Origin of the sequence: Kitasatospora sp. NPDC001603 (assembly GCF_040298365.1) — a bacterium.
GTDB lineage: Bacteria > Actinomycetota > Actinomycetes > Streptomycetales > Streptomycetaceae > Kitasatospora.
On sequence record NZ_JBEPAA010000066.1, the window covers coordinates 13727 to 29101 of the forward strand.

Here is a 15375-nt window from a genome sequence, read left to right on the forward strand (position 1 = left end):
CTCCGGGCATTCCTTCGGCACACCCCACTCGTACCCAGGTTTTCGGAGGTCCCCCATGCCCCCCAGCGAGGCGTCCTTCAGCGAGACGGCGGTGATCCGCTCCCGCCGGGTCGTGCTGCCGGACGGCGAACGTCCCGCTGACGTGCTGATCCGCAACGGCACGATCGAGCGGATCGCCGGGCACGGCGCGCTCACGGCCGGCGACGGCGGACTCACCGACCTCGGCGACACCGCCCTGCTCCCCGGTCTGGTCGACACCCACGTGCACGTCAACGAGCCCGGCCGGACCGAGTGGGAGGGGTTCGCCACCGCCACCCGGGCCGCCGCCGCCGGCGGGGTCACCACGATCATCGACATGCCGCTGAACTCCATCCCGCCCACCACCACGGTGGACGGCCTGGAGGCCAAGCGGAAGACCGCCGAGGGCCAGGCCTGGGTCGACCTCGGGTTCTGGGGCGGGGCCGTCCCCGGCAACGTGCCGGACCTCGAACCGCTGCACCGCGCGGGCGTGTTCGGCTTCAAGAGCTTCCTGGCGCCGTCCGGCGTGGACGAGTTCCCGCACGTCGAGCAGGCCGACCTGGAGGCCGCGCTGGCCGAGCAGGCCCGGATCGGCGCGCTGGCCATCATCCACGCCGAGGACCCGGCCGTGCTCGCCGCCGCCCCGCAGCAACCCGGCGTCCACTACCGCGACTTCCTCGCCTCCCGGCCCGCCGACGCGGAGACCGCGGCCGTCGCCCGGCTGCTCGACACCGCCCGCCGGACCGGCGCCCGGGTGCACATCCTGCACGTCTCCTCCGCCGCGGTGCTGCCGCTGCTGCGGCAGGCCCGCGCGGACGGCGTCCGGGTGACCGCCGAGACCTGCCCGCACTACCTCACGCTGGCCGCCGAGGAGGTGCCGGACGGCGACACCGCGTTCAAGTGCTGTCCGCCGATCCGCGACGAGGCCAACCGCGACGCGCTCTGGGCCGCGCTGGCCGCCGGCGAGTTCATCGCGATCGTCTCCGACCACTCGCCGTCCACCCCGGACCTCAAGCTGCTGCCCGAGTTCGGCGGCAGCGGCGACTTCGCGGCGGCCTGGGGCGGCATCGCCTCCCTCCAGCTCGGCCTGCCGGCGATCTGGACCGAGGCCCGCCGCCGCGGCCACACGCTGTCCGACGTGGTCCGCTGGATGGCGAGCGGCCCGGCCGCCCTGGTCGGCCTCACCGGCACCAAGGGCGCCATCGCCGTCGGCCACGACGCCGACCTGGTGGCCTTCGACCCGGACGGCGCGTTCGCGGTGCACGCCGCCGAGCTGCACCACCGCAATCCCGTCACCCCCTACGCGGGCCGCACGCTGGCCGGCGCCGTCCGCACCACCTGGCTGCGCGGCCGGGTGGTCGACACCGCCGCCGAGCCCTTCGGCCGCCGGATCACCCGTCACCAGGAGACCCAGTGAGCACCGTCAACACCCCGAGCGCTCCGTTCACCGAGCTGGTCGACCTGGCCTCCCGGCGGCTCGGCGCGGGCGTCGTCGCCACCAACGAGGACACCTTCGCGGACGCGGAGAACCTGCTGGTCGCCAAGCCCGCGGAGTTCCGCGCGCACACCTTCGGCCACAAGGGCCAGATCATGGACGGCTGGGAGTCCAGGCGCCGCCGCGGCGCCGGCCCCGAGCAGCCGCACCCCACCGACGAGGACCACGACTGGGCGGTCGTCCGGCTCGGCGTCGGCGGCGTGATCCGCGGCCTCGTCGTGGACACCGCCCACTTCACCGGCAACTACCCGGAGAGCGCCTCGGTCGAGGCCGCCGCCGTTCCCGGGCACCCGTCGCCGGCGGAGCTCGCGGCCGCCGAGTGGGTCGAACTGCTGCCGCGCACCCCGCTCCGGGGCGACACCGCGCACGAGTTCGCGATAACCGACGGCACCCGCTACACCCACGTACGCCTCAACATCTTCCCGGACGGTGGGGTCGCCCGGCTGCGGGTGCACGGCGAGGTGCTGCCCGACCCGCGCGAGCTGGACGGCCTCACCTTCGACCTGGCCGCCCAGGAGTTCGGCGGCGTGGCCGAGGCGGCGTCCGACCGCTACTTCTCCTCCCCGCACAACCTGAACGCTCCCGGCCGCGCCACCGTCATGGGCGAGGGCTGGGAGACCCGGCGTCGGCGCGACAAGGCCAACGACTGGGTGCAGATCGCCCTGGCCGGGGGCGGCGAGGTCCTTGCCGCCGAGGTGGATACCACCCACTTCGTCGCCAACGCCCCCGGCTGGGCCGACCTGACCGGCTACGACGCCACCGACGGCGGGGACCCGGCCACCGACCCCGACGGCTGGTTCGAGATCCTGCCCCGCACCCGACTCCAGCCCGACACCCGGCACCGCCTGCGGCTCGACGTCGGCCGCCCGGCGACCCACGTCCGGATCAACGTGTACCCGGACGGCGGCCTCGCCCGGCTGCGCCTCACCGGCCGGCTGACCGAGGCCGGCCGCGCGGCCCTCGCCCTGCGCTGGTTCAACGCCGTTCCCGCCGCCGAGGCCGCCGCCGCGCTCACCGAGGCCGGTCTCACCGGCGCGGAGGCCGCCGACCTGGCCGCCGCCCGCCCGCTGGCGGACCGGGCCGCGGCCACCGCCGCCGTCGCCGCGCTGCGGCCGGGCGACGGCCCGGACGGCGAGCACTCCTCCCGCCGCCGCTCGGCCGTCTGGCGCCTGCTCGGCGTCTGAGACGCCGTCAACCTCCTCTCCACGCATGCCTTTGTCGACCCTGAAGGACCCTCCATGTCCAAGATCCTGACCACGGAGTCGGGCGCGCCCGTCGCCGACAACCAGAACTCGGCCTCGGCCGGCGAGTACGGCCCGCTGCTCATCCAGGACCAGCAGCTCCTGGAGAAGCTGGCCCGGTTCAACCGCGAGCGCATCCCGGAGCGCGTCGTGCACGCCCGGGGCTCCGGCGCCTACGGGTACTTCGAGGTCACCGACGAGGTGTCGCGGTACACCCGGGCGGCCTTCCTCTCCGAGGTCGGCAAGCGCACCGAACTGTTCCTGCGCTTCTCCACCGTGGCGGGCAACCTGGGCGCCAGCGACGCGGTGCGCGACCCGCGCGGCTTCGCGCTGAAGTTCTACACCGAGGAGGGCAACTACGACCTCGTCGGCAACAACACCCCGGTGTTCTTCATCAAGGACCCGATCAAGTTCCCGGACTTCATCCACTCGCAGAAGCGCGACCCGTACACGGGTGTCCAGGAGGCCGACAACGTCTGGGACTTCTGGGCCCACTCGCCGGCCTCCACCCACCAGATCACCTGGCTCTTCGGCGACCGCGGCATCCCGGCCTCGTACCGCCACATGAACGGCTACGGCTCGCACACCTACCAGTGGGTCAACGAGCAGGGCGACGCCTTCTGGGTGAAGTACCACTTCAAGACCAACCAGGGCATCCGCTCGCTGGACGGCGGCCAGTCCGCCGAGGTGCTCGGGGCCGACGCCGACAGCCACCAGCGCGACCTCCACCAGGCCATCGAGCGCGGCGTGTTCCCGAGCTGGACGCTGTACGTCCAGCTGATGCCGGTCGCCGAGGCCGCGGACTACCGCTTCAACCCCTTCGACCTGACCAAGGTGTGGCCGCACGCCGACTACCCGCTGGTCAAGGTCGGCCGCCTGGTGCTGAACAAGAACCCGGAGAACGTCTTCGCCGAGGTCGAGCAGTCGGCGTTCTCGCCGAACAACTTCGTGCCCGGCATCGGCCCGTCCCCGGACAAGATGCTCCAGGGCCGGCTGTTCGCCTACGCGGACGCCCAGCGCTACCGCCTCGGCGTCAACCACACGCTGCTCGCCGTCAACGCCCCCCGGGCGACCGAGGCGAACAACTACGGCCGCGACGGCTTCGCCGCCGTCAACAAGTCCGGCCGCGGCAAGAACTACGAGCCCAACTCGTACGACGGCCCGGCCCAGACCGACAACGCGCTCGCCGCGCCGGTCGCGCTGAACGGCCACACCGGCACCTACACCACGCCGGCGCACACCAAGGACGACGACTTCTTCCAGGCCGGTGAGCTCTACCGGCTGATGTCGGCCGGCGAGAAGACCCGCCTGATCGACAACATCGCGGGCTTCCTGGCGCAGGTGACGCGCGACGACATCGTCGAGAAGAACCTCGCCCACTTCCACGCGGCCGACGAGGAGTACGGCAGCCGCCTGGAGGCCGCCGTGGCCAAGCTCCGGGCCGGCGACGAGGGCTGACCGGGCGTCCCTCCGGTCCGCTGTGAACCACCCTCACCGGCCGCCGGGGCCCGCACCCCGGCGGCCGCACACCGAGCCTCTCCCCCCAGGGCAGTGGGGGAGGGGCCGTTGTGCTGTCCGCACAGAGCACCCGACACCGGCGCCGGTCAAGTTCTTTACCGTACCTGCACGAATATCCGCGGAGCGGCACCGGCCGACGTCCCCGGGTGGTTAGGCTGGAGAACACCCGCGGGTAACTCCCTGGGGGACATCGGAAGGGGACGACATGTCGACACCAGCCCCGGGTCGCCACGCCATGCTGGACGAGGGCGTGCCCGGTCCGTTCACCTCCCTGCAGCACGCCCTCAGACTGCTGGAGGCCGTCGACCGGCACCCCGGCGGTGCCACCCTGGTCTCCCTCGCGCGGGAGACGTCCCTGGCCCTGCCGACCGTCCGCCGGCTGGCCGAGATCCTGGAGATCGAGGGCTACCTCCAGTGCCAGGACGGCGGTTGGGTGCTCGGCGGCACCTTCGCGCTGCTCGGGCAGTACAACCGGGAGCAGCTGGTCCGGGCCCGGCTGGACCGCAAACTCGCGGAGCTGCGGGACGAGTTGGGCGCGGCGGTGTACTTCACCCGGTACCACGACGGCGAGCTGTCGGTGGAGGCGGTGGCGGCCGCCGAGCACGCCCCGGCGGTGCAGGAGTGGGTGGACTTCCGGGCCACCGCGCACGCCAGCGCGATCGGCAAGTGCCTGCTCAGCCAGCTCGACCACGACGCCCGCCGGGACCACCTGTCCCGCCACCCGGTGGCCCGGCTCACCTCGCGGACGGTCGTCGACGCCGACCAGTTGATGCACCGGCTGGAGCGCCAGCCGGCCACCGTGCCGGTGCTGGACATCCAGGAGTACGCGCTCGGCACCGTCTGCGCCGCCGTGCCGGTGACGGCGGGGAGCACGGTCGGCTGCCTGGCCACCTCGATGCCGCTCGACAACGTGCACCGGCTCAAGGCGGCCGCCGAGCTGCTGGCCGCGCCGCTGATGCTCGCGATGGCGGTCTGACCCTCCGGGGCCGCCCCCGCCCACGAGCCCCGCCGGATCCCGGCGGGGCTCGCGTGTTTCCCGGGCCGCCGTCCGGTGCACATCACCTATTAGACTCGATGTCGATAAGGGCTGCCGAAACCCTTGTAGCAGGCGCTACCCGCGAGTAAGTTGCCTGGTGCCGCGCGAGCCGAGCCGCCCCGCCCCCAGGTCAGGAGGGCCTCCATGCCCCGCACCACCACACCCGTTCCCGCCGTCGCCGCCCCGGCCGCCCGGGTCCACGACAGCCTCGTCCTGGAGCCCCGGGACGTCCGCTTCGACTGGTCCGGGCTGCCGCTGCACTGGATCCCCGACGAGCCGATGGCCACCCACGTCATCAACGTCCTGCACCTGCTGCTCCCGGAGGGGGAGCGCTGGTTCGTCAAGGTGTTCAAGGAGGCGCTGCCGCTGATCCGGGACGACCGGCTGCGCGAGGAGGTGCTGGGCTTCATCGGCCAGGAGGCCATCCACGCCGAGGCCCACCAGGAGGTGCTGGACCACCTGCTCGGCCAGGGCCTCGACCCGCGTCCCTACGTCCGCCAGGTCACCTGGCTGTTCCAGCGCGTCCTCGGGGACAAGCCCGGCCTCCCGCCCGTCCGGCGGCGCGAGAACATCCTCGAGCGGGTCGCCTTCGTCGCCGCGATCGAGCACTTCACCGCCTTCCTCGGCGACTGGGCGCTCAACTCCCCCGGCCTGGACCGGGCGAAGGCCGACCCGACGATGCTGGACCTGCTGCGCTGGCACGGCGCCGAGGAGGTCGAGCACCGCAGCGTCGCCTACGACCTGATGGTCCACCTCGACCCCGGCTACGCCCGCCGGATCCGCGGCATGGCCGTCTCCGGGCCGCTGCTGGTCCACCTCTGGGTGCGCGGCGCCCGCTTCCTGCTGGCCGCCGACCCCACCCTGGACGGCCGGATCCGGCCCAGCTGGCGGGAGGCCCGGCGGCTCGCCCGGCGCGGCCTGCTGCCCGACCCGGTCCGCTCGCTCCGCTCCGGCCTGCGCTACCTGCGGCCCGGCTACCACCCCACCCAGGAGGGCTCCTCCAGCCAGGCCCTCGGCTACCTCGCCACCTCCCCGGCCGCCCGCGCCGCCGCCCACTGACGCCAGGAGAGTCGCCCGGATGGACCTGCACAACCCGCCCCCGGACCTCTACGGCCGCCCCCGCGCGGACCGGTTCATGCGAGGCCTGACCGCCTTCGGCGACCGCTACACCCCGGCGCTGGGCGGCCCGCTGCTGCGCCGCAGCCCCCGGCGCCCGTTCGGCCGCCCCACCCCGGCGCTGCAGCTGGTGGTGACCGCCCGTCGGACGATCGCCACCGACGTCGTCGAGCTGCTGCTCGGCGACCCCTCCGGCGGGGCGCTCCCGCCCTGGCAGCCCGGCGCGCACCTGCGCCTCGCGCTGCCCTCGGGCCGCGAGCGGCACTACTCGCTCTGCGGCGACCCGGGCGACCGGCGGGCCTACCGGATCGCGGTCCGCCGGCTGCCCGGGGGAGGCGGCGGGTCGGAGGAGATCCACCGCGAGCTGCACCCCGGCACCCGGCTGACCGCCCGCCACCCGCGCAACGGCTTCGCCTTCTGCGCCGAGCCGGCCGTCCTGCTGCTGGCCGGCGGCATCGGGATCACCCCGCTGCTGCCGATGGTCCACGAGGCCCGGCGGCACGGCCTGGACTGGCACCTCGTCCACGTCGGCCGCAGCGCCGACACCCTCCCCTACGCGGAGCTGCTGCGCGGCCTCGACCCGGGCCGGGTCCACCTGCGCACCGACGACGAGCACGGCGGGGTGCCCACCGGCGCCGAGCTGCTGGCCCACGCTCCGCGCGGCGCCGCCGTCTACTGCTGCGGCCCGGCCCCCATGCTGACCGCCGTCCAGCGCGCGCTGGACGGATCGCCGGCCCGGGCCCTGCACTTCGAGCGGTTCGGCGCCGCCCCGGTCACCGGCGGCGAGCCGTTCGCCGTCCAGCTCGGCACGGACGGCCCGGTGCTGGACGTCCCCGCCGACCGGTCCGCCCTGGACGTGCTCCGCGAGGCCCGTCCGGACCTGCCGTACTCCTGTCACCAGGGCTTCTGCGGCACCTGCGAGGTCCGGCTGGTGGCCGGCGCCGCGGACCACCGCGACCGCCGCCTCACCCCCGAGCAGCGCGCCGCCGGCGCCCTGCTGCCCTGCGTCTCCCGGGCCGCCGGGGGCGAGACCCTCGTCCTGGACCTCTAGCACTGGAGCCCGCCGTGCCGCTTCGCCCCCCGGCCGTGCCCCGCACCCCGGCCTTCCCGTTCACCCACCACGACCTGGACCGCTTCCGCGAGGTCCAGCAACTCGCCTACCACTGCGCCGAACAGGTCGCCGCCTGGATCGAACCGGGGGTGACCGAGCGGCAGGCCACCGCCGAGCTGCGCCGGTGCCTGGTCGCCGCCGGCGTGCAGGACTTCTTCCACGTCCCCTTCGCCTGGTTCGGCGACCGCACCGCCTTCCGGCACTTCCGCACCCCGCTGCAGTTCTTCGCCGGCAACCGCCGGCTGGAGGACGGCATGCCGTACGTCCTGGACTGCGCGCCGATCGTGGACGGCTACACCGCCGACATCGGCTACGGCGGCAAGGTCGGCGAGAACCCGGTCTGGGACTGGCTGGCCGCCGACCTCCGGGTCTACCGCGAGCTGATCCTCACCGAGGTCCGCGCCCGCCGCCCGCTCGACGAGGTGTACGCGGCGGTGGACGCGCAGATCGCCGCGCACGGCTACGACAACCGCCACCGGGTCTACCCGGGCCGGGTGATCGGCCACCAGGTCACCCGGACCACCAGCCGCGGCCCGGCCGGGGTGAACGTCCTCGGCTTCGGGGTGCGTACACTCCAGACGCTCGGCCGCGAGCTGATCGGCGAGCGCCTCCAGGGCCGCTCCCCGCTCTGGGCGGACGGCCGGTCCTCCCGGCACGCGCCGACCCCGGGCCTGTGGGCGGTGGAGCCGCACATCGGCTTCCGCGCGGTGGGCATCAAGTTCGAGGAGCTGCTGGTGGTCACCGAGGACGACGCGTACTGGCTCGACGACGACCTGCCGCACGTGCGGCGCTGGACCGCTGCCCACGCCGAGGCGACCGCCCAGGAGGCGACCCGATGACCACCACCCGCCGCCGCACCGTCCACTCCGGCGGGCTGCCGCTCGCCGTCTTCGAGGACGGCGACCCCGACGCGCCCACCGTCCTGCTGGTGCACGGCTACCCGGACACCCACGTGGTCTGGGACGACATCGCCGCCGACCTCGCCCGCGACCACCACGTGGTCCGCTACGACGTACGCGGCGCCGGCGAGTCCGGAGTGCCCGCCTCGCGCGAGGGCTACCGGCTGGAGCACCTGGCCGCCGACCTCCTCGCGGTCGCCGACGCGGTCAGCCCGGACCGCCCGGTGCACGTGGTCGCCCACGACTGGGGCTCGCTGCAGTCCTGGGAGGCCGTCACCTCGCCCGGCGCCGAGCGGCGGCTCGCCTCCTACACCACGATGTCCGGCCCCTGCCTGGACCACATCGGCCACTGGATGCGCGAGCGCTACCGCCGCCCCACCCCGCGCCACCTGCGGCAACTGCTCGCGCAGGGCGTGCACTCCTGGTACATCACGGCCTTCCACCTGCCCTACCTCGCCCCCGGCATCTGGCGGCTCGGCCTGGCCCGCGCCTGGCCCCGGGTGCTGCGCGACCTGGAGGCCGTCACCCCGCGGCCCGGCCACCCGCAGCCCACCCTGCGGCGGGACGCGGTGCGCGGCATCGAGCTCTACCGGGCCAACATGCGCCCCACCCTGCGCAATCCGCGCGAGCGGCCCACCGAGGTGCCGGTCCAGCTGATCACCCTCACCCGGGACCACTACGTCGGCGAGTACCTCTCCGAGGGGCTGGAGCGCTGGGTGCCCAGGCTGACCCGCCGCTCCCTGCACGCCACCCACTGGTCCGCCCTCCTGGAGAAGGGAACCGCCGTGGCCGGGATGGTTCGCGAGTTCACCGCCGGTGTCGACGCCGGACAGGCCCCCGACCCGGCCGGCGACGGCCCGCTGGTCGTCATCACCGGCGGCGGCAGCGGCATCGGCCGGGCCACCGCGCTCGCCTTCGCCGAGGAGGGTGCCCGGGTGGTGGTCTGCGACCTCGACCACGGCGCCGCCCGGCGCACCGCCGAACTCGCCTCGCTGCTCGGCCCCCAGGCGCACGCCTACCGGGTCGACGTCAGCGACGGCGCCGCCGTCGACGCCTTCGCCGAGGCGGTCGCCGCCGCGCACGGCGTCCCCGACGTGGTGGTCAACAACGCGGGCATCGGCCACTCCGGGACGTTCCTGGAGACCACCGAGAAGGAGTGGCAGCGCGTCCTGGACGTCAACCTCTGGGGCGTGATCCACGGCTGCCGCGCCTTCGGCTCGCTGATGGCCGACCGCGGTCGGGGCGGGCACATCGTCAACCTCGCCTCGGCCGCCGCCTACCTGCCGTCCAAGGCGCTCACCGCCTACGCGACCAGCAAGGCGGCCGTGTTCATGCTCTCCGACTGCCTGCGCGCCGAACTGGCCGGGCACGGCATCGGCGTCTCGACCATCTGCCCCGGCATCGTCAACACCAACATCACCCGCACCTCCACCTTCTCCGCCACCAGCGCCGACCAGCAGGCGGCCAAGCAGGCCCGCGCCGCGAAGCTCTACGCCCGCCGGGGCTTCCCGCCGGAGAAGGTCGCCACCGCGATCCTGCACGCCGTCCGCACCGGCAAGCCGGTCGTCCCGGTCACCCCCGAGGCCAAGGCCGCCCGCTTCCTCAGCCGCCTCTCCCCGGGCCTGCTGCGCCTGGCGGCCCGCCTCAACGTGACCTGAGGGACCGGCCGGTGGGCCTGTGGTGTCGAGTACGCTCCGAACCGACATCACAGGCCGCCGCCGTGACCGGTCAGCCCATCCGCCGGGTCGTCCCGGATCCCCGGGGCAGCATCCATGGTGTCGGAGGAAGCACGAGCGAAGGACGGGACATGGCGCAGCCGCTCACGGGCAAGGTCGCCCTGGTCGCCGGGGCGACCCGGGGGGCCGGGCGGGGGATCGCGGTGCAGCTGGGGGCCGCCGGGGCGACGGTCTACGCGACCGGGCGCAGTGCCGGCGGGCACCGCTCGGAGTACGGGCGGGCGGAGACCCTGGAGGAGACGGCGGCACTGGTCACCGCGGCCGGCGGCCGGGGGATCGCGGTCCGCGCGGACCACCTCGTCCCCGCCGAGGTCGAGGCCGTGGCGCGGCGGATCGAGGCCGAGCAGGGCGGGCTCGACCTCCTGGTGAACGACATCTGGGGCGGCGAGAACCTCTTCGAGTGGGAGAGCCCGGTCTGGGAGCACGACCTGGACAACGGGCTGCGCCTGCTGCGCCTGGCCGTCGAGACGCACGTGATCACCAACCACCACCTGCTGCCGCTGCTGCTGCGCCGCCCGGGCGGTCTGGTGGTGGAGATGACCGACGGCACCGCCGACTACAACGCCACCCGTTACCGGAACTCGCTCTGCTACGACCTCGCCAAGTCCTCGGTGCTGCGGATGGCCTTCGCGCTGGGCCACGAGCTGGCCCCGCGCGGGGCGACGGCGGTCGCGCTGACCCCCGGCTGGCTGCGCTCCGAGATGATGCTGGAGCACTTCGGCGTCACCGAGGAGAACTGGCGCGACGCGACCGCGGAGCAGCCCGGCTTCGGCGTCTCGGAGTCGCCCGGCTACGTCGGCCGCGCCGTGGTGGCGCTGGCCTGCGACCCCGGGGTGGCGCGCTTCAACGGCACCTCGCTCTCCAGCGGCGCCCTGGCGAAGGAGTACGGCTTCACCGACCTGGACGGCAGCCGCCCGGACGCCTGGCGCTACCTGGTCGACCAGGAGACGGCGGCCGGGCCGCTGGACCCGGCCGGCTACCGCTGAGCGAGGCCGCGGGGCGCGGCCGGGCGCGCCGTGGCCGCTCCGGGCCGGGCATTTGGTACCCAGGAGTTCCATCACCCAGCGGAAGCGAGGGAACCCCCATGGCCACCGGCACCGTGCAGTCCTACCACGCCGAGCACGGCTACGGCCTGATCACCCCCGACGAGGACGGCCCCGCCCTCTACGTCTACTTCGACTCGATCCTGGCCGAGGGCGACCGGGTCCTCACCGAGGGGCGGCGGGTGGAGTACGAGCCGATGGAGCAGGAGGGGCGCTGGGTGGCCGAGCGGGTGCGCCCGCTCTGACCCGCGGTCGGCCCGCCCCGGCCGACCGAGGCCCTACGATCAAGGCCCATGGAGATGACGACCGCCCTCTGGTCCTTCGCCCTCGTGGTGGGACTGCTCACGCTCACGCCCGGGATCGACACCGCGCTGGTGCTGCGCACCTCCGCCCTGGGGGAGCGCCGGCAGGCCTGGGGCGTGGTGCTCGGCATCCAGACCGGGACGCTGATCTGGGGCACCCTCACCTCGGCCGGGGTGACCGCCCTGCTGACCGCCTCCCACCTGGCGTACGAGGTCCTGCGCTGGACCGGGGCCGCGTACCTGGTCTGGATGGGGATCGGCCTGCTGCGCAACCGGGGCGGCGGGGCCGAACCGGAGCGGCTGCCGACCGGCGGCGGGGTCCGGTCCGGGTGGCGGCGCGGCACGCTCACCAATCTGCTCAATCCCAAGGTCGGTGTCTTCTACGTCGCCGTGCTGCCGCAGTTCATCCCCGCGGGGGCCCCGCACTTCGCCGCCGGGGTGGCCCTGACCTGCGTCCACGTCGTGGAGGGGCTGCTCTGGTCGGCCGTGCTGGTGGGCTTCGCCAGGGCGGTGCGCGGCTGGCTGAGCCGGCCCGCCGCGCGCCGGCTGCTGGACCGGGTGACGGGGGCGGTGGTGGTGGGCTTCGGGGTGCGGCTGGCGCTCTCGGAGTAGCCCGCGCCCGGTGCGCCGCCCGACGTCACCCGGGTGGTGGCGCCGGATGGCCGGGCGGGCGGGGGCGGGGCTGCATGGGAGGCGACGGAGCCCATCCGACGGGAGCAGCGCATGGCCATCATCGTGATGTTCGAATTCCCCGGTACCACCCGGGACCAGTACGAGGAGGCGGTGGACCGGCTGACCGGCGGCACCGGGCTGAACGCGCCCTCCGACTGGCCGGTGCGCGGGCTGGTCCTGCACGTGTCCGGCCCGACGCCGGGCGGCGGCTGGCACATGACCGACGTGTGGGAGTCCCGGGAGGCCTTCGAGCACTTCTCCGCGGTGCTGCTGCCGATCCTCCAGGAGGTCGGCATCCCGGCCGCACCGCCGCTGATCCGTGAGGTCCACGACGTCGTGCGCTGACGGCGGGGCCGGGCTGCCGTGCGGTCAGGCCGCGTGGGACCGCGCGTCCCCGGTGGCCGGACCGGCCGCCCGCGCCAGGTCGTGGTGGATCGGCCCCTCGCCGCGGCTCAACGGCAGGCAGCTGCCGCCGCGCCGGTGGGCGACGATCTCGGCGGCGACCGAGACGGCGGTCTCCTCGGGGGTCCGGGCACCGAGGTCCAGGCCGATCGGCGAGCGCAGCCGGCCGATCTCGGCGTCGGTCAGGCCGACCTCGCGCAGCCGGGTGTCGCGGTCCCGGTGGGTGCGGCGCGAGCCCATCGCGCCGATGTAGCCGACCGGCAGCCGCAGCGCGCGCTCCAGCAGCGGGATGTCGAACTTGGCGTCGTGGGTGAGGACGCAGAGCACCGTCCGCCCGTCGATCCGGTCCAGCTGGGAGTCCAGGTAGCGGTGCGGCCAGTCGACCACCACCTGGTCGGCGTCGGGGAAGCGCCGCTCGGTGGCGAAGACCGGCCGGGCGTCGCAGACGGTGACGTGGTAGCCGAGGAACTTGCCGATCCGCACCACGGCGGCGGCGAAGTCGATCGCCCCGAAGACGATCATCCGCGGCGCGGGGACGTAGGACTCGACGAAGAAGGTGACGGTGCCCTGCTCCCGGTCGTCGCAGGGGCGTCCGTCGAGGCCGAGGACCAGCCGGCCGGTGCGCCCGGCGTCCAGCATTGCGCGGGCCTCGGCGACCACGGCGCGCTCCAGCGGGGCGACGGTGGTGGGCGCGGGGGAGAGGGCCCCGTGGTGGGTGTCGGCGGTGACGGCGACGGTGGCGCCGACCAGCGCGCCGGGGCCGTCGATGACCCGGGCCAGGGCGACCGGGGTGCCGGAGGCGAGGTAGGTGATGCCGGCGTCGAGCGCGGGGTCGGCGCCGGGGACGACCGGCTGGACGAAGACGTCCAGCACGCCGCCGCAGGTCAGGCCGACCGCGAAGGCGTCCTCGTCGCTGTAGCCGAAGCGTTCCAGCACCGGCCGGCCGGACTCGATGGCGGCCTGGCAGAGCTCGTAGACGGCCCCCTCGACGCAGCCGCCGGAGACGCTGCCGATCGCCTCGCCGGCCGCGTCGACGGCGAGCGCGGCACCCGGGTCGCGCGGCGCGCTGCCGGAGACCCCGACCACCGTGGCCACGGCGAAGGAACGCCCGGACGCGTGCCAGGCCTGCAGCTGCTCGGCGATGTCGTGCATGTCGGGGAGCTCCTCAACACCTCGGAAGACGGAACGGGAGGTGCCGCCGTACGGGAAACGATTCCCGTGCGGCGGCGGTGCCGCTAGTGGACGCCCAGCCAGGACTTGATCGGAGTGAGCGCGAAGTAGACCACGAACACGCCGGTGAGGATCCACATCAGCGGGCCGGGCTCGCGCCACTTGCCGGTGCCGGCCTTGATGACGGTGTACGAGATGACGCCCGCGGCGACACCGGCGGTGATGCTGTAGGTGAACGGCATCAGGGTGCAGGTGAGGAAGGCCGGGATGGCGACCTCGCGGTCCGCCCAGTCGATGTGCCGGGCCTGGCTCATCATCATCGAGCCGATGACGACCAGGGCCGCGGAGGCGACCTCGGTGGGGACGATCGCGGCGAGCGGCGAGAAGAACAGCATGAGGGTGAACACGCCGCCGGTGACGGTCGAGGCGAGGCCGGTCCGGGCGCCGTCGCCGACGCCGGTGGCCGACTCGACGAACACGGTCTGGCCGGAGGCGCCCGCGACACCGCCGATGGCACCGCCGGCGCCGTCGATGAACAGCGCCTTGGACAGGCCGGGCATCCGGCCCTGCTTGTCGGCCAGGCCCGCCTCGGTGCCGACGCCGATGATGGTGGCCATCGCGTCGAAGAAGCCGGCCAGGACCAGGGTGAAGACGGCGACCGAGGCGCTGATCGCGCCGAGGCCGTGGCTGCCGAAGGCCCCGAAGACGTCGATGTGGCCGAAGAGGCCGAAGTCGGGTGCGGAGACCGGGCCGCCGCTCGGCCACACCGGGGCGGAGCTGATCCAGGTCTTCGCCGGGAGGTCGGCGACCGCGTTGATGACGAAGGCCACCACGGTGCCGCCGGCGATGCCGATCAGGATCGCGCCGCGGACGTTGCGGGCCAGCAGGACGAAGATCGTCAGCACCGTGAGGCAGAAGACCAGCACGGGCCAGCCGGCGAGTTCGCCGAAGGGGCCGAGCGCGAGCGGGGTGGGACCGCCGGTGTGCACGAAGCCGGCCTTGACCAGGCCGATCAGCGAGACGAAGAGGCCGATGCCGATGGTGATGGCGTGCTTGAGCGGCAGCGGGATGCCGTTCATGATCTTCTCGCGCAGTCCGGAGACCACCAGCAGGACGATCAGCAGGCCGTAGACGACGCAGAGGCCCATCGCCTGGGGCCAGGTGGTGTGCGGTACCACCAGGGCGGATATCACGCCGGAGACCGAGAGGCCGGCGGCGACCGCGAGGGGGACGTTGCCGACCACGCCCATCAGGATCGTGGTGACGGCGGCGGCGAGCGCGGTGGCGGTCGTGAGCTGGGCGTGGTCCAGCTTGAGGCCGTTGACGTCGGCGCCGCTCAGGATGATCGGGTTGAGCAGGACGATGTAGGCCATCGCCATGAAGGTGGTGAGGCCACCGCGGATCTCGTTGCCGAAGGTCGATCCCCGGGCCGTGATCTTGAAGTACGCGTCCATGGCGTTCTTCGGCGGTGCGACCGGGGCCGACGTGGGGGTGTCGTCCTCGGTGGGTCTGTCTTCAGTGGTGCCGGGCTCCGTGGGGATCCTGGTCATGTCCACTCCCAAGTGTCAAAGGGGGTTGGGGTGGGCGAGCCGACCTGACAGCCAGTCAACGAAGTT

At 74.0% G+C, this 15375-nt stretch carries 13 protein-coding genes and 1 pseudogene; 12 read left to right on the forward strand and 2 right to left on the reverse strand.

The annotated features are described in order from the left end of the window. Positions 1 to 55 precede the first annotated feature (55 nt). The 12 genes and pseudogenes from allB (at position 56) to ABT263_RS30175 (ending at position 12532) form a co-directional block, all read left to right on the forward strand. The gene (allB, locus tag ABT263_RS30120) at positions 56 to 1435 is read left to right on the forward strand and encodes an allantoinase AllB (protein WP_352295114.1); all 1380 of its coding nucleotides are present in this window, start codon (positions 56 to 58) and stop codon (positions 1433 to 1435) included. Next, positions 1432 to 2484 (forward strand): annotated as a pseudogene (gene alc / locus ABT263_RS30125) (allantoicase); the annotation flags it as partial. The gene allB and the pseudogene alc, both read left to right, overlap by 4 nt. Before the next feature lie 267 nt (positions 2485 to 2751). After that, positions 2752 to 4212: a catalase gene (locus ABT263_RS30130; protein ID WP_352295118.1), complete on the forward strand. Its 1461-nt coding sequence runs from the start codon at positions 2752 to 2754 to the stop codon at positions 4210 to 4212. A gap of 265 nt (positions 4213 to 4477) precedes the next feature. Beyond that, positions 4478 to 5248, forward strand: a complete 771-nt coding sequence (locus ABT263_RS30135; RefSeq protein ID WP_352295120.1) for an IclR family transcriptional regulator — start codon at positions 4478 to 4480, stop codon at positions 5246 to 5248. Positions 5249 to 5452: 204 nt separating this feature from the next. Then, positions 5453 to 6367, forward strand: a complete 915-nt coding sequence (locus ABT263_RS30140; protein WP_352295122.1) for a metal-dependent hydrolase — start codon at positions 5453 to 5455, stop codon at positions 6365 to 6367. A 19-nt stretch (positions 6368 to 6386) separates the two neighbouring features. Beyond that, a complete protein-coding gene (locus ABT263_RS30145; RefSeq protein ID WP_352295124.1) occupies positions 6387 to 7475 on the forward strand; it encodes a PDR/VanB family oxidoreductase in 1089 nt (362 codons plus the stop codon). A gap of 14 nt (positions 7476 to 7489) precedes the next feature. Beyond that, entirely contained in the window at positions 7490 to 8374 is an 885-nt protein-coding gene (locus tag ABT263_RS30150; protein WP_352295126.1) for a M24 family metallopeptidase, read from the forward strand. Then, positions 8371 to 10092 (forward strand): SDR family oxidoreductase, encoded by a 1722-nt coding sequence (locus ABT263_RS30155; protein ID WP_352295128.1) that lies wholly within the window; start codon positions 8371 to 8373, stop codon positions 10090 to 10092. Before ABT263_RS30150 ends, ABT263_RS30155 begins: the two co-directional genes overlap by 4 nt. Positions 10093 to 10241: 149 nt before the next feature. After that, positions 10242 to 11156, forward strand: a complete 915-nt coding sequence (locus tag ABT263_RS30160) for an SDR family oxidoreductase (protein ID WP_352295130.1) — start codon at positions 10242 to 10244, stop codon at positions 11154 to 11156. 98 nt (positions 11157 to 11254) lie between these two features. Further along, positions 11255 to 11458 carry a cold-shock protein gene (locus tag ABT263_RS30165; RefSeq protein ID WP_352295132.1) on the forward strand — a complete coding sequence of 68 codons (204 nt, stop codon included), beginning with the start codon at positions 11255 to 11257 and terminating at the stop codon, positions 11456 to 11458. A gap of 48 nt (positions 11459 to 11506) precedes the next feature. Beyond that, on the forward strand, positions 11507 to 12127 hold the full coding sequence (locus tag ABT263_RS30170; RefSeq protein ID WP_329490612.1) for a LysE family translocator: 621 nt from the start codon (positions 11507 to 11509) through the stop codon (positions 12125 to 12127). Between the two features lie 111 nt (positions 12128 to 12238). Further along, positions 12239 to 12532: a hypothetical protein gene (locus tag ABT263_RS30175; protein ID WP_352295134.1), complete on the forward strand. Its 294-nt coding sequence runs from the start codon at positions 12239 to 12241 to the stop codon at positions 12530 to 12532. A 24-nt stretch (positions 12533 to 12556) separates the two neighbouring features. On the opposite strand, the gene ABT263_RS30180 is transcribed toward ABT263_RS30175, so the two are convergent. Then, entirely contained in the window at positions 12557 to 13741 is a 1185-nt protein-coding gene (locus ABT263_RS30180; RefSeq protein WP_352295136.1) for an XdhC family protein, read from the reverse strand. A gap of 83 nt (positions 13742 to 13824) precedes the next feature. Next, positions 13825 to 15309: an NCS2 family permease gene (locus ABT263_RS30185; protein WP_352295138.1), complete on the reverse strand. Its 1485-nt coding sequence runs from the start codon at positions 15307 to 15309 to the stop codon at positions 13825 to 13827. Positions 15310 to 15375: the final 66 nt, after the last annotated feature.